The following is a 22,697-nucleotide window of genomic DNA, read 5'->3' as shown; positions in this document are numbered from 1 at the left end:
ACTCCTGGGCGAGGAATATTTCCTAGCTCATTAACTAAATTTTTGGAGAAATCCTTGCATATCTCAAGAATTTTTACGAAATTTGCATACAAGTTGTGCATAGCGTGAAATATATAACTTTATAATTTGACACTACAAAGTTACTAAAAATCAACGAGATGCACAACTTTTTCTCCATAAAAATATACTAATTTTCAGGCGGTTTTTTAATTCCGCCAACAGGTTACCCTAAGTATTTCATCAGAATTTTGACATTTCCGGAATCTCTAAGTTTTGTAATACTTTTCTCACGTATTTGACGAACTCTTTCACGAGTCAATCCCATTTTATCTCCAATTTCTTCCAATCCTTTTTCAGTTTCTCCAATTCCAAAGCAGGCACAAACAATCTGCTTTTCCCTGTCTTTAAGAACCTTATCCAAAACCTGACGTAGTTCCATAGCCATACTTTCATGATCAACATGCTTATCTGTGCGACTATCTTCTCCACTTGCCATGACATCAACCATAGAATTGTCATCATCTTCACCAAAAGGCGCATCAATACTTACATGATGACCACTTGCCGCCATGCTTTGAGAGATTTTTTCCTCATCTATACCTGTGCGCTGTGCAAGTTCTTCTACACTTGGACGACGCTGGTTTTCTTGTTCAAATCTATTACTTTCCTGATTAACTTTATTCAAGGAACCAACCTGATTAAGGGGAAGTCTGACTATTCTACTTTGCTCAGCAATTGCTTGCAAAATACTCTGTCGAATCCACCAAACTGCATAAGAAATAAACTTAAAACCACGGGTTTCATCAAATCTTTCTGCAGCTTTAATCAATCCGATATTACCCTCATCAATTAAGTCAGTAAGAGTCAACCCCTGATGCTGATACTGTTTGGCAACAGAGACCACAAAACGAAGATTAGCCTCAACTAATTTGTTTTTTGCTCTTTCCGCAGCCCGACCACCTTTCTTAATGATTTGGGCCAATTCAATCTCTTCGTCAATTGACACCATTGGGGCACGACCTATCTCAACAAGATACTTATCAAGTGCCTCGCTGTTACGATTGGTTATACTTTTTTGAATCTTAAGTTGTCTCATCCTATGCTATTAACTCCTATTTTTAATTGCGTATATATAATATTACGCAAATATAAGAAAAATATTGCATCATTGTTATTTTTATTAATATACTTTAACGATATATTTTTGGAGAAAAGCACATTTTTTATTACGAGAGGCCTCAGATTAGAGACAAACTGCCTATTACGAATCACTTCAGATTAGAGATAAACTGCTTGAAAGAATCATGATAACCATTAAATACATTGATATCTACATGACCCCGAATTCCAGTAACCCTACCATCAGGACAAAGTTGCCAGAAAACCAATTTGATATCAGGCTTGTATTCTCCATATCTTGCAATCCATACCTGATATTTTTGCTTTATATCAGTCGCTTTGCTCAAATAGCGATTTACAAAAGTCTGACTTACATAAATAATAGGACGTTTACCCGTTTCTTTTTCAACCATTCTTAACCATATTCTCATTCTGGTCAAAAGGACACCCACGCCTCCCATCTTCTTAATTTGGGCTTTAGTAGGCTCAACATCAAGAACAGGTGGCAAGTCACCCGATTTGACATATGAATTTTTAAGGAATTGACGTGCCTGCAAAGTAGCAGGAGTTAGAGTAGAAAAGAAATGATAACTTCCTACCTTATATCCATGTGCCCGTGCTGCCACATAGTCTTTTCTATAGAAAGGATTTAATAAACTTGCCCCTTCAGTACTTTTAATATAGATGAAACTAATCGGATAATTAACATCCCCATTAATTGTTTTTCTACTGATATTTCCAAGATGGGAAATACGCAGACGTTTCCAATCGATATTATATTTCTTACCTTTTATAACATGCTGATATTTAGAGATATCAATACCGTAGATTCGATCAGAACTATAAACCAATCGTTCTCCTTTGTATTTATCCAGCACCCATTCTCCTATGCGTAACTGACTTTTATCTGCAACAGAAAAGCCAAAACCATCACGTTTTCCATGTTTCCAGCTTCCCTGATAATAGGCAGCATCGGTAAAGCCCTGCCATTCACCATGACCATGAGGCAATCCTAAAGAATCAACTTCACCACTATAGGTTCCTGTTGTGCCCAAAAGATAATTCAATTTGGCATCAAACAAAACTGGGACAATACTCAAAGAAGCCAATTCTTTTGACTTATGAAAAGACAAAGCGCAAGACTCTTCAGGTAAGGTTTCTGAGAACAATTGGAAAACATTTCCACCAACATGTTTTAATTTCTCAACTTGTTTTCTATTAGCCTTACCAGAAGGAGAAATCGCAACGAATTCCAAATGACGAACTATCTTCAAAGACTTATGTGAAAGATGTTTTAATGAATCCAACATCTTTCGAGTAGAATCCCGAAGGTTTTCTTCTTTCAAAGCAACCTGAGAAATATGAAAGAATCCTTCATCACTGGCATTGTGACATTTCAAATAATAAGACAACTCTCCATCAATCCACTTTGACTGACTATACATCGTTTTCAAGGAATCGATATGAAGTTGCACCAATTTTTCCACATTTACATCCTTATATTTATTCTGCCAGATAGTACTATCAAAATCAGCATAAATACGACCTTGACAGGAAGGGATAAAAAAGTATTTATTGAAGAAATATCCAGTAGCAGAAATGGTATCTTTATCAAAATGATAAACCACTTTTCCTCCATCCAATATTTCATATTGAGAGTAAACCTTGACAGGTATCATAGCCGATTGGATCTGCTTTTTAGAAAAGAAGCAACTGAAAGCTATCAGATATATGCAAATCAAAAGTGAAACAACAATCAATATTGCAACACTTAATCGATATTTTTTCTGTTCATTACAAAACATAGCACATTGAATTAAAACACCTTTATATAAATTGAGAGCAAAAGTATAAACTTTTTCGTTAACTACATCATTTTTTTTCGTTTTTTTACTGAATTAAGCGAGATTTAGTTAAAAAACATCTTTGAATTTTGAAATGCCAATTTTAAATAGTAACTTTGCAATCGTATAGAAACATCATCAGACTTAATATTGCAATCATGGTAAAGTATAAAACTCATATTTTAAATATGTGGATAGCAACATGCGCTTTGTTGCTATCTACCATTATACTTCACCACCATCATATGGGGCAAGTTTGTTTTATAGAACAACAATGCCAATATGATGGAAATATTAATGATGAGCATACTGCCCATCATGAGAAAGACAACAAGGGATGCAATATTCACCAGATGCATCAGTTTATCTCTAATGGCAAAAATATAAAATCCATATACAAACATCTGGACTACGACGGAAATATGCTCGTAGCTCTATTGCCTTCTTCTATTCAATTGACCCCATGCTACAAGATTGTCATATCAAAATGGCAACAAAAAACGATGGCAATCAAATTAGGGGCTTCTGTGAATAGTTCTTTACGGGGGCCTCCATTTTCTTACTTCATTTCATTTCTTTAGTTGATAACTGAAGACGGTCGCATCTTAGATGAAATTCCATCATTTCATTGCGACAGAATCTATAAAGAAGCTGCTTGATCTATAAAGAAGCAACTTGGATTGATCAGCAAATACTAAACAAAAGAATAATAAGAAAATGGTGAAAAGAATATCTTTGATTGTGGTATGTACTGCAATCGCATTTTTTGCTTTCAGCTTCTATTCTGAAAGTAAAGCAGACAAGGAGGAGAATGAGGAAAAGGAAGAAGAAGTGGATTTTCAAAACATTCCTTTAACCAGCAAGCAACTGAATGCTATTGACCTCAAATTAGGGGAGGCACAAAAGCGCGAACTGGATGCAATGCTTCATGTAAACGGCACTTTGGTACTTAGAGCCCAGAATATGGCAGACGTCGCTTCTTTGATGGGCGGTGTCGTCAAATCAATTTCTGTGAAAGAAGGACAACAGATCAATAAAGGGCAAGTTGTGGCAACCATTGAAAATACAGAAATCGTATCTTTACAGAAAGACTACTATTCTGCATATAAAGAAATGGAAAGTGCGAAGCTTGAAATGGAAAGACAGAAAACACTCGCTTCCTCTGGAGCTGGCATCAAAAAGACATTGCTTTTATCTGAAAAAGACTATAAGGTGGCTAAAGCAAATCTTATAGGAATCGGTCGCCAGCTGACTCAGTTGGGCATCTCTACAGCATCTGTGGCGAAGGGAAAATTTACAACTGTCTTCCCTTTATATGCTCCTATCAAAGGTACGGTAAGCGAAATTACAGCATCTTTGGGAAGTTACGCAGACATGCAGACGCCTTTGATGAAAATCAGAAATAACAATGCTGTAGAATGTGACTTGAATGTTTTTGAACGAGATCTGAATAAAGTAAAGATTGGAAACCGAGTATTACTCTCACTCACCAATCAACCAGGCGTAAAAGTCTCCGGTCATGTTTATGGCATGAATGAATATTTTAACGAAGGAACAAAAAGCGTTGCTGTACATGTCAAGCTTGATGCAACCAGAGGCACAAACCTCTTTGATGGCATGTATGTATCCGGCCAAATAGCGACCGGACGCCAGCTTTGTGTTGCGCTTCCTAACAAAGCTATTGTTAATATAGAAGGAAAACAATATATCTTTGCACTCAATAAACAGCCAAGAAATGGAGAATACAGTTTTTCACGACATGAAGTGACAACTGGAGTCAGCAATGACGGATATACTGAGGTTTCACTCTGCAAGCACATACAGAATGGACAAAAGATAGTGACTGATAATGCTTTCTACCTGGCATCGCAGATTGGCGATCATGGAGAAGAAGATTAGTGTCCGGAAATTAAAGTTATTAATCAATTTACAAATTTAAAAGGACATCATGTTTCAGAAACTAATTACAAGTTCCATCAAGCACAAGTTTGTGGTAGGTTTCCTCACTATATCGCTTATAGTTTGGGGACTTTGGTCGTTGGCTACATTGCCGTTTGACTCTACACCAGACATCACCGATAATCAGGTTCAAGTAATTACCCAAGCACCTTCCCTGGGTGCCCAGGAAGTCGAACAATATGTAACCACTCCTATCGAGATGGCATTGGCCAATATACCACGCCTTCAAGAACGAAGGAGCATTTCCAGAAGCGGATTATCAGTTATAACATTAATCTTTGATGACCAGGCAGATATCTATTGGGCCCGTTCTCAAGTAAGTCAGGTTTTAAACGACGCAGTAAAAGAGTTGCCAAAGAACACTTCTACAGAAATGGGCCCCATCGCTACTGCGCTGGGAGAAATATATCACTATACAGTACGAACCAAGAAAGGGTATGAAAACAAGTATTCCCTCACGCAACTTCGCACGATCCAAGATTGGATTGTCAGAAAACAACTTTCAGGAACTCCTGGTGTTGCAGAAGTGAGCGGTTGGGGAGGATTTGTCAAACAGTACGAAGTAGCCATCAACACAGACCGATTGAATGCTAATGGCATAACTGTATCCGAAGTCTTCGACGCCTTGCAAAAGAACAACGCCAATACTGGTGGAAGCTATATTGAGCAAAACTCAAACCAATACTATATCCGTGCTATTGGTGTGGCCAAGACTTTTGATGATATTGCCAATATACCTGTAAAGAATGTCAACGGAATAACAATAAAAGTCGGCGACATTGCCAAGGTACAGGAAGGTCACGCAACCCGTTTTGGTGCCGTTACGAGAAATGGCGAGGGAGAAGTCGTAGCCGGAATAGCTATCATGCTTAAAGGAGAAAACTTCCAAGAAGTAAGCAAAAATGTCAAGTCAAGAATTGCCCAGATTCAGAAATCCCTCCCAGAAGGTGTCATCATAGAACCTTTCATTGACCGTACAAATCTTGTAAAGCGTGTTGAGGGAACCATAGAGCACAACTTGATCATGGGAGGCCTCATTGTCATCTTTGTATTGGTCATTTTCTTAGGAAACTGGAGAGCAGGACTGGTTGTTGCAAGCGTCATTCCACTCAGTATGCTATTCGCTTTTGGAATGATGAAGACCTTTGGCATAGATGGCAACCTGATGAGTTTAGGAGCCATTGATTTCGGTATGATTGTGGATTCTGCTGTCATTATTGTGGAAGCCGTAGTTACCCATATCAACCAAAAAACTCAGAAGACGAGCCTCACGCAAGCCGAGATGGATGAAGAAGTTCATTTCTCTGCTTCACGTATCAGGCAAAGTGCAGCCTTCGGTGAAATCATGATTATGATCGTATATGTTCCTTTGATGACCTTAGTGGGCATTGAAGGCAAGATGTTCCGTCCGATGGCTCTCACTGTATTTTTTGCCATACTCGGTGCCTTCATATTGTCACTTACGTATGTTCCGATGGCAAGTAGCCTCTTCCTAAGCAAGAAAATCAGCAAGAAAGAGACTTTCGCCGACAAGATGGTCAAGAAAATACAGCAATGGTATCTTCCTGTCCTCAACTGGGTACTGAAACAAAACAAGAACGTGATAACAGGTGCCGTTGCTTTGTTCTGTGTCAGTCTTGTGGCATTCAAGTTTCTTGGAGGAGAATTTATTCCAAGTTTGGAAGAAGGGGATTTTGCCGTAGAAATGAGTATGTCGCAAGGAACTTCTCTCTCGCAAATGGTAGAAAGTTGTACCAAGGCTGAGAAACTGCTGAAGGCTGAATATCCGGAAGTGAAACAAGTCGTTAGCCGTATAGGAAGTGCCGAGATTCCAACTGACCCAATGCCTGTTGAAAGAGCGGACATCATGATTTCACTCAAGCCAAAAGCAGAATGGACTTCCGCTGAAACAACAGAAGAACTCATGGAAAAGATGGAAGAAACACTCCATACGATTCCGGGATTAGAGGCTGAAATATCACAGCCTATCCAAATGCGTAATAACGAGTTGCTGACTGGCATCAAGCAAGACGTTGCAATCAAAATATTTGGAGAGGATCTGGATGAACTCACCAAGTTAGGAGAACATGTAGGCAAGATGATTAGTGGCATCCAGGGAGTAAGTGGAACATCTGTGGAACAAGTTTCTGGTTTACCGCAGATTCAGGTGGTATATAATCATGAACGGATGGCGGAATACGGAATCAACGTTGATGACATCAATCAAGTGCTTGAAACTTCATTTGCAGGCGGAATAGCCGGTTCCATTTATGAAGGAGAACGGAAATTTGACATTGTATTGAGGTTAGATAATAACGACCGCAATGTTTCATCTATCCAAAATCTTTCCATCCCAATAGGTTCCGGGGAAACGATTCCATTGACCCAGGTTGCAGATATCATTTACGAACCCGCTCCAGCACAAATCTCTCACGAAAATGGTGCGCGACGTATCTATGTCGGTTTCAACATAAAAGGAAGAGATGTGCAGAGTACGGTGGATGAAATACAGAATCTGCTGGATGCGAAACTGAAGTTGCCGGAAGGATATTATTATACCTATGGTGGCGAGTTCCAGAATTTACAGAGTGCAATTACCCGATTGATGATAGTAGTGCCATTGGCGCTTATCATTATCTTCCTGTTACTTTATGCAACAGTAAAAAACGTAAGAGAAAGTCTGTTCGTATTCTCGGCAATTCCATTGGCTGCCATTGGTGGAGTATGGGCATTATGGTTTAGAGGTATGCCATTCTCTATTTCAGCCGGAGTTGGATTCATTGCCCTGTTTGGTGTTGCAGTTCTTAACGGAATTGTACTCATCGGTGAGATGAATCAAATGCAGAAGAATCAGTTGTCATCAGCAGTAGAGTCCGGGCGCAGCAACACCCAACTTATTCACGAAAGAATAATTGACAGTTGCATGATCAGACTCCGCCCTGTATTAATGACTGCACTCGTAGCATCGTTAGGATTTTTACCGATGGCTTTGTCACACGGAGATGGAGCTGAAGTACAAAGACCTTTGGCTACTGTTGTTATCGGCGGACTCATTACTTCTACATTATTGACTTTGTTGGTTTTACCGGCAATTTACAAAACGTTTACTAAGAAATAGTTATATGAAAAGAGCAATAATATATATTACTTTGTTGTGTTTGTGTAGCAATATGCAAGCACAACACAAAGTACTCAATTTACAACAATGCCTGAATATGGCATACGAAAAGAATTATAAGATTCTTGCAGCAAACAAGTCGATAGAACGTGCCAAAAACCTTCAGGCCACAGCATGGGATATTGACAAAACCGATTTGACGCTGTCACAGGATCCTACATCTGGCGGAAGTACGGACAATTCCATTTCCCTCACTCAAAGTATAGAATTTCCAACTCTTTATATTGCAAAGAACAAGCAATTAAAAGCGGAAACTCAAGCTGAAAAGAGTAAGAAGAATGTAGTATTGTCTGAACTTATTTATCAGATTAAAAGCAATTACTATCAGTTGATATATGAATATGAACGTTTAAACATTCTCAACAAGCAGGACAGCATCCTCAACCGTTATCGGACAATAGCTGAAGCGCGATTCAAGGCAGGAGAAACACGCCAACTGGAATTACTTTCAGCCAATAGGATGCACCGTGAAAACAAGTTGGAGATGACGAATGTCCTCAGCGGAATCGAAAGTAAGCAACTCCTATTATCCGGTTTGGTAAATAGTAATGAACCCATCAAACCTGCAGACCAGAATTTAGTAGCATTGGATTGGGTACAAAACAGTTTCAACTACCAGCTTACTCCAGAAGGACAATATGCGCAAGACAGAATTACTGTAGCAGACAAAGCAGTCAGCGTAGCAAAAAACGGCTATGCACCCTCTCTCAGTCTTTCTCTTCGCAACCAGATGGTCATCTCCTCATGGAATCCATATCATGTCAACAGAAACAGGTTTGAAGGAGGCAACTTTATGGGATTTGAAGTTGGAGTGGGGATTCCACTCTTTTATGGTGCAACCAAAGCCCGAATCAAGGCTGCCAAAAAAGATAAAGAAATTGCAGAATATGAAATCAAGCAAGAGCAGTTGGATAAGCAACAAGAATATCATGCATGTTTGAGTAAGTGCAATGAAGCATTTGTCCGAATGAAATATTATCAGGAGGAAGGCAAGCAAAACAACCAGAAACTGGAAGAAATGAGCCAGGCAGAATATGAAAATGGCGAAATATCATATATTGAATATGTTGAAGCGCTGAACAACAGCATTGACTTCTACATGAAGAAAGCTGCAGCAATCAATGACTATAATCAAAGCGTCATCGAATTACAAAAACTGATGGGGAACCAGATTTCTTCTGAAGGAAAGAAATGAGGCAGACATCCATATGATGATAGATGAAATCTCATGACGACAGACGCAATGAATACAAGTCATACAAAACACTGTATTCTCATATTTGGAAACATATCATAAATTGTAAAGACAATGAGTGAACCCTTAGCAGAAAGAATGCGACCACGTTCTCTTGACGACTACGTTGGCCAAAAACACTTAGTAGGTGAAGGAGCCATACTCCGTAAAATGATAGATGCAGGAAGAATTTCCTCTTTTATTCTTTGGGGACCTCCTGGTGTAGGCAAAACAACATTGGCACAAATTATCGCTCACACGCTCAAAGTACCTTTCTATACTTTGAGCGCTGTGACAAGCGGTGTAAAGGATGTCAGGGAAGTGATAGAAAGAGCCAAAAACAACCGTTTTTTTGACTCCGCTTCTCCTATACTGTTTATTGACGAAATCCATCGTTTCTCCAAAAGTCAGCAAGACTCATTATTGGGAGCAGTAGAGAAAGGCATCGTTACCCTCATCGGAGCAACCACAGAGAATCCTTCCTTTGAGGTAATACGGCCTTTACTTTCCCGGTGCCAACTTTACGTTCTGAAACCTTTAGGGAAAGACGACTTACAGGGGCTTCTTGAAAGAGCGATCCATAAAGATGTTGTTCTCAAAGAGAAAGACATAACGTTGAAGGAAACGAGTGCAATGCTAAGGTATAGTGGTGGCGATGCCCGCAAACTGCTGAATATTTTGGAATTGATCGTGAATTCTTTCTCTTCGGATGAAATAATCATCACAGACGAGGTAGTAGAAAGGGAACTCCAGCAAAATCCTCTTGCCTATGATAAACAGGGAGAAATGCATTATGACATTATCTCTGCTTTCATCAAGAGTATCCGGGGAAGTGATCCTGATGCCGCATTATATTGGATGGCAAGAATGATAGAAGGAGGAGAGGACCCGCAATTCATTGCAAGAAGAGTGGTCATTAGTGCCAGCGAGGACATCGGACTTGCCAATCCGAATGCTTTACTCTTGGCAAATGCGGCTTTTGATACGGTCATGAAAATAGGATGGCCTGAAGCACGGATTGCATTAGCCGAAGCGGTGGTTTATCTGGCCACCAGTCCTAAGAGTAACAGTGCATATTTAGGCATCAATGCAGCAATAGCAAGGGTGCGGGAAACGGGAAATCTTCCTGTTCCGCTGCATATCCGAAATGCTCCAACCCAATTAATGGCAGAATTGGGCTACCATGACGGATATAAATATCCACATGACTATCCTGGGCACTTCACCAGCCAACAATATCTTCCGAGTGAAATTCAAAATGAGAGATTCTGGCATGCGCAGCACTCTCCTAATGAAGAGAAATTATATAATTGGATGGTAACTTGTTGGGGAGATAGATTCAAGGAATAATACGTTCAATCAATCAAAATATAACAAAAACATTAGTAGGAGAATAATGAAATGATAATCCATCATGACCCGGAATTTGTCATTACACTACAACGTGTAATAGAATTCATAGGAACATTTGCCTTTGCATTGTCAGGCATAAGACTTGCAGCCAGCAAACATTACGACTGGCTGGGAGGCTTTGTATGCGGCATTGCTGTGGCAATAGGAGGAGGAACCATACGAGATGTCATGTTAGGTGTAAGACCTTTCTGGATGCTAAGTCCGATATACATGATATGTACGCTATTTGCACAGTGTGTCGTAATAGTATGCCACCATTATCTCAGACGTCTGGATGCTACTTGGTTTTTATTCGACACACTCGGTTTGGCCCTATTCAATATAGCGGGTATTCAAAAAACATTGGAATGTGGCTTCCCATTTTGGGTTGCTATCATTATGGGATGCATTACGGGAGCTGCCGGAGGAGTGATCAGAGATGTGCTGCTCAACGAAGAACCAGTGATCTTCAGAAAGGAAATATACGCTATGGCTTGTGTGGTGGGAGGACTCACATACTGGTTGCTGAGCTGGTTGCAGGTTAGCCTCTATATCACGGTCATTGCCACATTTGCTATCGTTTGCGCAATCCGATTCTTGGCAGTAAAATACCATATTTCTCTGCCAAAATTAAGAGATGAAGAATAAACAAATAATATAAAACAAGATGTATAAGAATCTAATCATTTTTGCGATGGCCCTTTTCCTTACATTGGGCGCATCAGCACAAAACAAACGTGAATTCCGTGGCGCATGGATCCAATGTGTCAATGGTCAATTCATGGGCAAAAGCACCCAACAGATCCAGACTATGCTCAGCAAGCAACTGGACGAGTTGGAAAAAGATGGTGTCAATGCCATTATCTTTCAAGTGAGAGCGGAATGTGATGCCCTCTATGAGAGTCAACTGGAACCATGGAGTAAATTCCTGACAGGAATCCAGGGACAGGCTCCGAATCCTTATTGGGACCCTTTGGCATGGATGGTTGAACAATGCCATAAAAGAGGAATGGAAATTCATGCCTGGATCAATCCATACCGCGCCAAACATGGATCCACAAGCATGTCACAAGTTAGCAAGAACAGTGTTGTTGTCAAACAACCTAAATTATGCTTTTCCTATGATAATTTAGTGCTCCTCAATCCTGGTTTGCAAGAATCTGCAGATTATGTCTGCAAAGTGGCAGCCGACATCGTCAGCAGATATGATGTGGACGGTTTCCATATAGATGACTATTTCTATCCTTATCCAGTAGCAGGCAAACAGATTCCAGACCAAGCCTTGTTTCAGCAGAACTCTCATGGTTATTGGAAGATTGGAGATTGGAGAAGAGATAATGTAAGCAGATTCGTAAAGCAATTAGGGGAGACCATCCATCATATTAAACCTTGGGTAAAATTCGGTGTTTCACCTTTCGGTATTTATCGCAATAAAAGAAATGATCCGAATGGTTCTGAAACGAATGGTTTGCAGAATTTTGATGACCTTTATGCCGATGTACTTTTGTGGGTGAATAACGGTTGGATAGACTACTGCGTTCCTCAGTTGTATTGGGAAATCGGACATAAGGCTGCTGATTATAAAACCCTGATTACCTGGTGGAACAAACATGCAGGTAAAAGACCTTTGTTTATTGGCGAAGACATTGAACGAACAGCCAAGTTTGCTGACCCTGCAAATCCAAGAAGTCATCAGCTTCCTGCCAAGCACAAGTTGCACCAGCAAATGCAGAATGTAAAGGGCACTGTGTTGTGGTACGCTCAGACTGCAGCCGACAATGTGGGAAATATCGGTCATACTTTGAGAGATTTCTATTGGAAATATCCAGCATTACCACCTCTCATGACTTTCTTGGATAATAAAAGTCCAAAAGCCGTCAGAAGTCTGAAACTGAAATGGACAGAGCAGGGACCGATGTTGAATTGGAAGGCTCCTAAAGGAAAAAAATGGGGTGATGTGGCCAATAGATTTGTTGTCTATCAATTTAAGGAAGGTGAGCCTGTTGACTTAAACGATGCATCCAAAATCATCAAGATCACCTACGATTCCAACGTGAAAGTACCATACATCAAGGATGGTAAAACCACCTACATTGTAACCGCATTAGACAGGGTGGGCAACGAAAGTAAAGGCAAGAAGAAGAAAATCAAATTCTAAACTATACTTTTCATTAAAAATAGAGGGTGTGCCATAAGTTCATGACACACCCTCTTATATTTTTATTGATATTGTCGAAGAGCTGATAACAATTCTATATTTTCACTCTTTTTACCGATCGTAATTCGCAGGCAGTTCTCACAAAGCTGCACTCTATTTCTATTGCGAACGATGATACCCTTATCAACCAAATAATCGTATATAGCCTGCGCATCCGTCATTTTCGCCAAGAAGAAATTGGCATCAGTTGGATAAACTTTCACGCAGATAGGAAGTTCTGTAAAGGCCGTAACCATCTTACCTCTTTCCTGCAACAGATTCTTCACCCATTCATCCACCTGATATGGATCATTCAAAACCTCCAGGGCATGTTGCTGAGTAAGTAAATTCACATTATAAGGATATTTCACCTTGTTGAACAAATCGATAATATCCTTGCTGGCAAAAGCCATACCCAATCTCAAAGCAGCACAACCCCAGGCTTTACTCATGGTGTTGAGCACGATCATATTAGGGAATTTAGACAAGTATGATCTGAATGGCTGAATACTGGAGAAATCACTATAAGCCTCATCCAAGACTACGATGCCATCAAAACGCTGCAATACACCAACGATTGCTTCTGGATTGATCAGATTGCCCGTAGGATTATTCGGACTACAAATCCAGATAACCTTCGTATGGTCATCACAAGCACTCAGTAACTTATCTGCCGTAATCTGGTAATTTTCATCCAGCAACACCTGACGGTATTCCACATCATTCACGTCAGCACATACCTGATACATTCCATAAGTAGGAGCAATGGCAACCACATTGTCTATTCCCGGATTACAGAAGATACGATACACCAAGTCAATAGCCTCATCACTTCCATTTCCCAAAAATATATTCTCCACAGGCACGTCCTTGATCTTGCTCAAGACCTTTTTCACATCCGTCTGGAAAGGATCTGGATAACGATTATAGGGATCATTATACGGATTCTCGTTGGCATCCAGAAAGTTGTGAGCTTTCTTACCAGAAAATTCCGTTCTTGCACAACTATAAGGAGAAAGGTTCCAAATATTGGCTCTACAGAGTTCTTTTAATTCTTTCATATTTCGATAAAATAGATTCTAAAATTAAAAAGTCGAAATGGACAAAACTATTTGCCAACTTCATCAACTCTCACGCGCATCGCGTTGGCATGAGCTTCCAACTGTTCGTTTTCAGCCATAACAACAACAGCGTTACCGATACTTCTGATACCTTCATCAGTCAAATGCTGGAACGTAATCTTGCGGTTATAACTATCCAGATTGACGCCATTATATGCCAGCGCATAACCATGAGTAGGAAGGGTATGATTGGTACCACTGGCATAATCACCAGCACTTTCGCAAGCATACTGTCCCAAGAATACACTACCGGCATTTACCACTTTCTCCGCCAATTCATCATAATTGCGAGTGGCGATAATCAAATGTTCAGGCGCATAAGTATTGCTGAGTTCAATGGCCTCATCATAATCCTTCACCAAGACAAGTTTAGAATTATCCAAAGACTTGGCAGCCATCTCCTTTCTCGGCAATTGTTCGAGTTGTTTTTCCACCTCTTCCTTCACTTTCTCAATCATCTCTTCAGAAGTAGAAATCAGGAAAACCTGAGAATCAACACCATGCTCAGCCTGAGAAAGCAAATCGGCAGCAACAAACACAGGATTACTGGTTTCATCCGCAATAACACATACTTCAGAAGGACCCGCAGGCATATCAATAGCCACATCGTGTAAAGAAACATGTTGTTTAGCAGCCATGACGTACTGATTGCCCGGACCAAAGATTTTATATACCTTAGGAACACTCTCTGTGCCATATGCCATCGCACCAATCGCCTGAACGCCACCGATTTTAAATATCTTGCTCACACCAGCAATCTTAGCCGCCATCAAGATGGCAGGATTCACTTTGCCTTCTCTGTTAGGAGGAGTACAAAGTACGATTTCCTTACAACCGGCTATCTTGGCTGGTGTTGCAAGCATCAGGACCGTAGAAAAGAGAGGAGCCGTACCTCCAGGAATATAGAGGCCAACTTTCTCTATAGCAACACTTTTCTGCCAACAAGTCACACCAGAGACTGTTTCCACCTTTTCTCCATGAAACTGCTGGCTCTGATGGAATGAAGAAATGTTATGATGGGCCAACTCCAACGCATGCTTCAGCTCAAGAGAAACCAGGCTTTCAGCCTCTTCCATTTCTGCATCAGATACAGATAAAGAGTCCAAATGCGCATGGTCGAATTTCTCTTCATAACGTATAACAGCGCTATCGCCATGATTCTTAACATCATTGAGAACACCTTCTACAGTAGCATTAAGCTCTGATACATCCAGGTGCGGACGCTTCACTAATTCGTCCCATTCTTCCTTTGCAGGATAACAAATTACCTTCATTCCTTATATTATTAATAATTTACTTTTATATTTGTTTCTAACTCCCAGAACATGAAATCAAAGTTCCGAGTAGAAGACAGATATGATCAAAACTCTTTTTACAAGATCATCTTCTCGATAGGAGTAACCAGAATACCCTGAGCATCCAGCTCCTTGAGCTTTCCGATGATTTCCCAGAATCTCTTCTCATCGAGGACCGTATGGATACTGCACCATTCATCATCAGCCAATGGGATGATCGTTGGACTCTTGATACCAGGCAAGACATCCGTAATTTCCTTCACCTTAGACTTTGGTGCATTCATCATCACATACTTCTTGTCTTGAGCAGAACGCACAGCTTCGAAACGGAACAGCATTTCGTTCAGAATCTGATGCTTCTCTTCATCCATATTCCAATTACCGATAAGCAAAGCCTCGCTCTTCATCACGACTTCCACCTCTGCCAAATTATTGCTAACAAGGGTAGAGCCAGAACTTACGATATCAAAGATACCATCAGCAAGACCGATACCAGGACTAATTTCCACAGAACCAGTAATGACATGGATATCAGCCTTGATGCCTTTCTTCTGCATGAAATTGCGAAGGATGTTAGGATAAGAAGTCGCAATTTTCTTGCCATTAAACCACTGCAAACCAGGATAATCAATTTTCTTAGGTATTGCAAGACTCAAGCGACATTTGCTAAAACCAAGACGGTCAATGATCTGGGCATTTTCCCCTTTTTCCACAAATTCATTCTCGCCAACAATACCGATGTCAGCGACGCCGCTTGCTACACTCTGAGGAATATCATCATCACGGAGATACAAAACCTCGAGAGGGAAGTTAGAAGACTGCACCAAAAGAGTGCGCTTAGAAGCACTCACTTTAATGTCTGCTTCTGAAAGTAAATTCATGGTGTCATCGAAAAGACGCCCTTTAGATTGTACTGCTATTCGTAACATATTTCTTCATTTTGTTTAAAAAACATTGCAAAAGTACATCTTTTTGCTTGAATATCCAAAAAAATATGTAATTTTGTAACTTGAAATATGAATAAAGTATATTTATCGGCAATATTTGCATTATTTTGGTTGGTTTGCAGTTGTTCTAATCAGAAAACGCAACCAGATGTTACACCTTGGGGGACACCTATAGGCGAGGAGGATTATTCCAACAACTCCAATCAGACAAAAGGTTTTACGTATGATGATATCGTATCCAATGGAGAATTAATCATGCTGACTGTCAACGGTCCTGATACATATTATATATATAAGAACCGGAATTTGGGTTTGCAATATCTTCTTTGCGAGAAATTTGCCCAGAAAATTGGAGTCAGCCTGAGAGTGGAAGTATGTAAGGACACTACTGAGATGATCAGCAAGTTGGAAAAAGGGGAGGGCGACATTATTGCCGTTCCCTTATCACGCAAGAAAGCGAAAGGAAAATTGTTGTTTTGCGGTCCTAAACAGGATACGACCCAAGAACAATGGGCTGTCATAGGAGACAACAACAGTTTGGCAGACTCTCTGAATGCCTGGTACAAACCGCAATTGACTGCGGAAGTGAAAAGAGAAGAAACTTTCCTCTTATCCTCACAAAGTATCAGACGCCATGTTTATTCTCCTTTCCTGAACAGGTCGAAAGGTGTCATCTCGGAATACGACGGATATTTTCAGCGATATGCTCCTACGGCAAGAATGGATTGGCGCCTGATGGCTGCGCAATGTTATCAGGAGAGTTGTTTTGACCCGAATGCCAAATCATGGGCTGGGGCTTGCGGACTCATGCAGATCATGCCATCTACCGCATCCCATCTGGGACTTTCCATAAACGACATACATCAGCCAGAGGCCAACATCGCTGCAGCATCCCGCTATATGGCTGAACTGCAAGGGCATTTCTCTGACATCCATGATCCAAACCAGCGAATCTTATATGCCCTTGCTGCATACAATGGAGGTTTCAACCACATCAGAGATGCCATGGCTTTAACCAAGAAATATGGGGGCAATCCATACAATTGGGAGGAAGTAAAACATTTCGTCCTCAAGCTTAGCAATCCTTATTATTATCGGGATCCTGTCGTGAAAAGAGGTTTCATGAGAGGCACGGAGACTGCGGATTACGTAGAGCGCATTCAGAAACGATGGAGCGAATACTGTGGAGGAAATATCAGAAGTGGCAGGAGGATGATTTCACCTCGCAGTTATTATGGCACTCCGACAGAAGCAAAGAAAAAGAATAAATACAAAATTTAAACCCATTTTTAAACGATTAGAAGAATGATTTTAGTTACAATACTTATCTATTTCTGCATATTGCTGATATTCAGCAAAATCACATCTCGTAAAGCAAATAATGAAACCTTTTACCGGGGAAACCGCAGGTCTCCCTGGTACATGGTGGCCTTCGGAATGGTGGGCGCATCCATCAGCGGCATCACTTTTGTCAGCGTTCCGGGAATGGCATACAAGATGAACATGACTTACCTGCAGATGTGTATCGGTTTTATCTTTGGTTATTTCATCGTAGCCTTTTTCCTATTACCTATATATTATAAGCATAATTTAACGACCATCTATTCTTACCTGAAAGATAGGATGGGCAATCATTCCTATAAGACCGGCGCTTCCTTTTTTATCATTTCCAAAATCATAGGAGCCGCAGTCAGATTTTATGTTGTATGCATCATCCTGCAAAAGTTTGTATTAGACAATTTAGGAATTCCATTCATATTGACAGTTCCCGTCATGGTCATGCTGATATGGTTTTATACCCGCAAGGGTGGAATCAAGACATTAGTCTGGACGGATACGTTCCAAACTTTATGTATGTTTTCTGCCTTAATCCTGATTATTTATTATACCATCAAATGCCTGGACTTCACTCCGATGGAGGCTTACCATGCCATTTGTGACAGTAAATATTCGCAGATATTTGTCTTCGACGATTGGGTTTCAAGACAGAATTTCTGGAAGCAGTTCTTAAGTGGAATATTCGTGGTCATAGTCATGACGGGACTTGATCAGGACATGATGCAGAAGAATCTCACCTGCAAGACGCTTCGTGATGCACAGAAAGATATGTGCACGTATGGCTTTGCTTTCGTACCAGCCAACCTGCTGTTTTTAGCATTAGGCATATTGCTGATATTATTGGCACAAAAGCAGCAAATGCCTTTCCCTGAATCACCGGATGATCTGTTGCCGATGTTTGCAGCATCTGGCTACATGGGCAATATGGTTGTCGTATTTTTTACTATCGGTATTGTGGCAGCCAGTTTTTCCAGTGCCGACTCAGCCATTACGGCGATAACAACCAGTATTTGCGTAGATATCATGGATTCTCCGAAGGATGAAAAGCTACGAAAATATACACATCTTGGCGTCGCCATTCTGTTTGTTATTTTCATCATCCTCTTCAAGCAGATCAACTCAACAAGTGTGATAGATGCCATATACATTATCTGCTCTTACACCTACGGACCCCTTTTGGGAATATTTGGATTTGGAATCTTCACCAAACGGAGAGCCAATGATCAAGTAACTCCCTATATTGCGATTTTGAGTCCGATTATCTGTTATGCAATCGACTGGTACTCATCCCATCATTTGGGCTACAAATTGGGCTATGAATTATTGATGCTCAACGGACTCATCACATTTAGCGGATTATACCTGTTTTCGCACAAAAATAACGCAAAAATCTGTGCGTAGTCAGCCTCCACATTTCGGGAAGTCTCATAGTAGTTTTATTTTTGCGTGCCCACGCAAAAAATTCTCCCTGCCCACGCAAGAAATCAAGTAGGAGCATGGATAAAAAAAATCCAGCAGGATAAAGGATAGGAAAGAAACTGTTCAATTAGTCATAAATACAATCAGGAAAGATAAATTTCGTCTTTCCTGATTTTTTTTTCTGAAAGTTTGCATATTAACAAAAAAAACTGTAATTTTGCACCCGATTTAGACAGATAACATTTTGAAAATGAGACTGAAATAAAAAATGAAGATTAAATTGTTTTTAGGGATATTAATGGTCATAGGCTTTATGACTAATATCTCAGCAGCCAATCATTCTCACCTGCATGTTGTCTTATTGGGTGATTCCAATACGTTCATAGGTGGAGATGATTGCGACAAAGACAGAGGTTGGAGCAAATGGTTCAAAGAGAGATTTTCCCCTTCTACCTGTAAAAGTTATGCCAGGAGTGGCGCTACTTGGACTAATTGTTCTAAAACAAAGATAAATACAGAGGAATATTCTGAGAAGTTGACGGATAACAATGTCATTTTCAATCAAGTACTGAGATTGATTCAAGCAACTAAAGAAGGCAAGGAGCCTCAGCCTGACCTGATTATGATTATGGCTGGAACGAATGATGCTTGGTTCAAATCTTCCAGACCTCAATTGTTTTCCAAAACTCCACAGCAGGTTTTTTCTGCGACTTCCAATACCGTATTAAGTAAACCGATTCATCAGGTAACCTCCCTTGCAGAATCTGTCAGATACAGTTGCGAAAAGATAAAGGAAGCTTTTCCTGACGCACAGATTGTATTGATAACACCGATGCAGATAGGCAAGCCTGGCGTTACAGGTATTCACAAAATCGGTGACATCATAGAAGAATGCGGCCATTATATGAGCCTATCAGTTATCCGCCTGGATTATGAGGGAACCATTCAGGGGGCAAAAGAAATCAACAATAGGATTTTTACGACAGATGGAGTCCACACCAACAGCAAGGGAGCCAAACGAAATGGTTACTTCATTGCCAACCAATTAGAAAGTCTGTTGTTATATTAATAGAATCAAACAGACACTCAGTCAAAATAGAAAGTTTTACAAAACAAAAATAAAATAAAAAATAATGGTATTTTCCGATTTATTTTTCATCTTTGCATTCTTACCAGCCTTTATGTTGTGCTATCTGTTAGCCTACTTGTTGGATAAGAAATTCTTCAAGACTGGCGAGCATCCAGCAAATGTACGCAATGCGATACTTGTACTGTTCTCACTGATATTTTATGCATGGGGCGAACCAGTATATGTTTTCCTGATGCTGTTCAGTGTCATGATCAACTACTTTGCCGGACTTGGCATAGACAGTCAGCAATCCCACCGCAAAAGGGCATTGGTAATCGGTTTGATATGCAACATCCTATTACTCGGCACTTTCAAATATGCGGGATTCTTTGCAACAACACTCAATTCGATAGGTATTCCTGTAGGCATTCCAAAGATTTCACTGCCTATCGGTATCAGTTTCTATACCTTCCAGTCCATATCCTATCTCATAGATGTATATCGCCGTGAAGCGCCAGCCCAGCGCCGTTTCCAGGACTTGCTTCTCTATATCTCCATGTTCCCGCAGCTGATAGCAGGACCTATTGTCAGATATGATATTGTGGCATTGGAAATCAGAGACAGAAAGGTAAGACAGTATGACATCGTAGAAGGCAGCTATCGTTTCTTGATCGGATTGGGTAAGAAGGTGATTCTTGCCAACCAATTTTCAGAGATAGCAGACCAGTTCCTTGCCAACGGACTTCAGAATTTATCCACCTTTGGAGCATGGGTGGGCATATTAGCCTTCACGCTTCAGATCTTCTTCGACTTCTCAGGATATAGTGACATGGCAATAGGCTTGGGCAGATGTTTAGGCTTTCACTTTGCAGAGAACTTCAAGCATCCTTACTGCTGCACATCCATTTCAGACTTCTGGAGAAAATGGCACATGTCATTAGGTAGTTTCTTCCGCGACTATGTGTATATTCCAATGGGAGGAAACCGACGTCACCAGCCTCTCAACATCTTTGTTGTCTGGTTCTTGACCGGTATGTGGCACGGAGCCAGCTGGAACTTCATCATCTGGGGTCTTTATTTCGGTGTCATCGTGATTGCAGAAAAATATACATTGCTGAAGGTGCAGGATAAGATACCTTCCTTCCTGCTGCATATATACAGTCTGTTGCTCGTCATCATCGGATGGGGAATTTTCTATTTTGATGACTTTACCAAGATGCAACATTTCTTCGATGCGTTCTGTGGAAATGCCAAGAACGTATATGACTTTGCAGCAGAAAGTGCATGCATGGACAATTTCTGGTTATGGGTGGCAGGTATTCTGTTCTGTCTTCCTGTATATGATACGGTGGCGAAGTGGTATAATAGATACCTGCCAAACAATACAAGGATGAAAAAGAATATCACCCTTGCAACTCGCACGGTGGTGTCCATCATCCTCCTCACGCTGAGCGTAGCCTTGCTTGTGGGAGCCACCAACAATGCCTTCATTTACACCAGATTCTAATATAAAATATACAAAAAAATGAAAAGATTATATACAGTCATAAATACTGCATTATTCTGCTCTTTCTGCGCTCAGGCTGTGATGGCAGAAACCCATTCCACATGCTATAAAACCAGAACGGGCATCATCATCAGCAAAGAGAACAACCAGATCAGAGCATTGGAACCATTTACCGGTTTGGCAACAGGAGGAACTTGGTATTCAAATGCCATCAACCAGTATCGGGACACGCTGAAGCATCATGTAAGAATCTATAGCATGATCGTTCCTACCTCTGCAGGTCTATACTGTCCGGAAGAAGCCAAGGAATGGATCCGCGATGAAGAGCCGGTCATCAATAATATGTATCAGCATCTGGAGAAAGGCGTAGAAATAGTAGATGTATATCCAGTACTCAAGCAGCACAAGGATGAGGATATTTATTCCCGCACCGACCACCATTGGTCTCCATTAGGAGCATACTATGCAGCCCGTGAATTTGCCCAGAAAGCACAGGTAAAGGTTCCTAACCTGAACGATTTCGAAGAGCGTACCATCCATAATTTTGTGGGGAGTATGTATCATTACTCAAAGGACATCACAGTAAAGAACTCTCCGGAGAAATTCATTTACTATATTCCTAAAGACAGCAATTATGTCACCACCTATGTCGGTCACAACATGGGTAAGAATAGGGTAGTGACAAGCCTCACAGACCCATTCACCGGACCATTCTTCATCAAATACAAGGATGGCAGCAGCAGTGCATATTGCACCTTCATGGGTGGCGATTTGCGCACAACGCATGTCAAGACAGACGTAAGAAATGGAAGAAAACTGATGATCATCAAAGATAGCTATGGCAATGCCTTGCCAGGATATCTTTTCGGTTCATTTGAGGATATTTATGTAGTAGATTTCAGATATTTCACAAAGAATATCGTCAACTATGTCAATGACAATCAAATCACAGATATACTCTTCGCCAACAACTTGCAGCATGCCTATGCAAAATCCACGGCAAGAGGCTTCGAGCGAATGTTACGCCAATAACACAAATGAAGAAATAAATAGATTGTGATATTTAACTATTGCATTT

17 protein-coding genes and 1 pseudogene are annotated in these 22,697 nt (G+C 40.6%); 12 read left to right on the top strand and 6 right to left on the bottom strand.

Annotated features, from left to right (window positions below; genetic code table 11):
- The 3 genes and pseudogenes from EXN75_RS18110 to EXN75_RS03290 form a co-directional block, all read right to left on the bottom strand.
- Positions 1-178 (bottom strand): annotated as a pseudogene (locus tag EXN75_RS18110) (IS982 family transposase); the annotation flags it as partial.
- Positions 179-223: 45 nt separating this feature from the next.
- On the bottom strand, positions 224-1,096 hold the full coding sequence (locus EXN75_RS03295) for a sigma-70 family RNA polymerase sigma factor (RefSeq protein ID WP_022110325.1): 873 nt from the start codon (positions 1,094-1,096) through the stop codon (positions 224-226).
- Positions 1,097-1,268: 172 nt separating this feature from the next.
- The gene (locus EXN75_RS03290; RefSeq protein WP_246031275.1) at positions 1,269-2,798 is read right to left on the bottom strand and encodes a GH25 family lysozyme; all 1,530 of its coding nucleotides are present in this window, start codon (positions 2,796-2,798) and stop codon (positions 1,269-1,271) included.
- Positions 2,799-3,121: 323 nt separating this feature from the next.
- On the opposite strand from EXN75_RS03290, the gene EXN75_RS03285 reads away from it, so the two are divergent.
- The 7 genes from EXN75_RS03285 (at position 3,122) to EXN75_RS03255 (ending at position 12,884) form a co-directional block, all read left to right on the top strand.
- Positions 3,122-3,544 (top strand): hypothetical protein, encoded by a 423-nt coding sequence (locus EXN75_RS03285; RefSeq protein WP_134842758.1) that lies wholly within the window; start codon positions 3,122-3,124, stop codon positions 3,542-3,544.
- Positions 3,545-3,680: 136 nt separating this feature from the next.
- Positions 3,681-4,862, top strand: a complete 1,182-nt coding sequence (locus tag EXN75_RS03280; RefSeq protein WP_134842757.1) for an efflux RND transporter periplasmic adaptor subunit — start codon at positions 3,681-3,683, stop codon at positions 4,860-4,862.
- Between the two features lie 49 nt (positions 4,863-4,911).
- The gene (locus tag EXN75_RS03275) at positions 4,912-8,040 is read left to right on the top strand and encodes an efflux RND transporter permease subunit (protein ID WP_134842756.1); all 3,129 of its coding nucleotides are present in this window, start codon (positions 4,912-4,914) and stop codon (positions 8,038-8,040) included.
- A 4-nt stretch (positions 8,041-8,044) separates the two neighbouring features.
- The gene (locus EXN75_RS03270; RefSeq protein ID WP_134842755.1) at positions 8,045-9,295 is read left to right on the top strand and encodes a TolC family protein; all 1,251 of its coding nucleotides are present in this window, start codon (positions 8,045-8,047) and stop codon (positions 9,293-9,295) included.
- Between the two features lie 114 nt (positions 9,296-9,409).
- On the top strand, positions 9,410-10,684 hold the full coding sequence (locus tag EXN75_RS03265) for a replication-associated recombination protein A (protein ID WP_134842754.1): 1,275 nt from the start codon (positions 9,410-9,412) through the stop codon (positions 10,682-10,684).
- 51 nt (positions 10,685-10,735) lie between these two features.
- Positions 10,736-11,374, top strand: a complete 639-nt coding sequence (locus tag EXN75_RS03260) for a trimeric intracellular cation channel family protein (protein WP_408005916.1) — start codon at positions 10,736-10,738, stop codon at positions 11,372-11,374.
- A 19-nt stretch (positions 11,375-11,393) separates the two neighbouring features.
- Positions 11,394-12,884: a glycoside hydrolase family 10 protein gene (locus EXN75_RS03255; RefSeq protein ID WP_134842753.1), complete on the top strand. Its 1,491-nt coding sequence runs from the start codon at positions 11,394-11,396 to the stop codon at positions 12,882-12,884.
- Positions 12,885-12,946: 62 nt separating this feature from the next.
- Here EXN75_RS03255 and hisC read toward each other — a convergent pair whose 3' ends face one another.
- The 3 genes from hisC to hisG form a co-directional block, all read right to left on the bottom strand.
- Positions 12,947-13,984, bottom strand: coding sequence for a histidinol-phosphate transaminase (gene hisC, locus EXN75_RS03250; protein ID WP_134842752.1), 1,038 nt, complete (start codon positions 13,982-13,984; stop codon positions 12,947-12,949).
- A gap of 47 nt (positions 13,985-14,031) precedes the next feature.
- Positions 14,032-15,318, bottom strand: coding sequence for a histidinol dehydrogenase (gene hisD / locus EXN75_RS03245; protein ID WP_022111488.1), 1,287 nt, complete (start codon positions 15,316-15,318; stop codon positions 14,032-14,034).
- A 98-nt stretch (positions 15,319-15,416) separates the two neighbouring features.
- Complete coding sequence (hisG, locus tag EXN75_RS03240; protein ID WP_134842751.1) at positions 15,417-16,268, bottom strand: ATP phosphoribosyltransferase; 852 nt, start codon at positions 16,266-16,268, stop codon at positions 15,417-15,419.
- Between the two features lie 87 nt (positions 16,269-16,355).
- Here hisG and EXN75_RS03235 point away from each other — a divergent pair, with 87 nt between their 5' ends.
- The 5 genes from EXN75_RS03235 (at position 16,356) to EXN75_RS03215 (ending at position 22,651) form a co-directional block, all read left to right on the top strand.
- On the top strand, positions 16,356-17,567 hold the full coding sequence (locus EXN75_RS03235) for an MltF family protein (protein ID WP_134842750.1): 1,212 nt from the start codon (positions 16,356-16,358) through the stop codon (positions 17,565-17,567).
- A gap of 24 nt (positions 17,568-17,591) precedes the next feature.
- On the top strand, positions 17,592-19,025 hold the full coding sequence (locus EXN75_RS03230; RefSeq protein WP_134842749.1) for a sodium:solute symporter: 1,434 nt from the start codon (positions 17,592-17,594) through the stop codon (positions 19,023-19,025).
- Between the two features lie 331 nt (positions 19,026-19,356).
- Positions 19,357-20,112: an SGNH/GDSL hydrolase family protein gene (locus tag EXN75_RS03225; protein WP_223176143.1), complete on the top strand. Its 756-nt coding sequence runs from the start codon at positions 19,357-19,359 to the stop codon at positions 20,110-20,112.
- 64 nt (positions 20,113-20,176) lie between these two features.
- Entirely contained in the window at positions 20,177-21,619 is a 1,443-nt protein-coding gene (locus EXN75_RS03220; RefSeq protein WP_134842747.1) for an MBOAT family O-acyltransferase, read from the top strand.
- An 18-nt stretch (positions 21,620-21,637) separates the two neighbouring features.
- Positions 21,638-22,651, top strand: coding sequence for a DHHW family protein (locus EXN75_RS03215; protein WP_134842746.1), 1,014 nt, complete (start codon positions 21,638-21,640; stop codon positions 22,649-22,651).
- The last annotated feature ends 46 nt before the right edge of the window (positions 22,652-22,697 follow it).

It is taken from the genome of Segatella hominis (genome assembly GCF_004535825.1).
GTDB lineage: Bacteria > Bacteroidota > Bacteroidia > Bacteroidales > Bacteroidaceae > Prevotella > Prevotella hominis.
The sequence above is the reverse complement of the archived record's forward strand: the minus strand, read 5'-3'. Positions and strand labels throughout refer to the sequence as shown.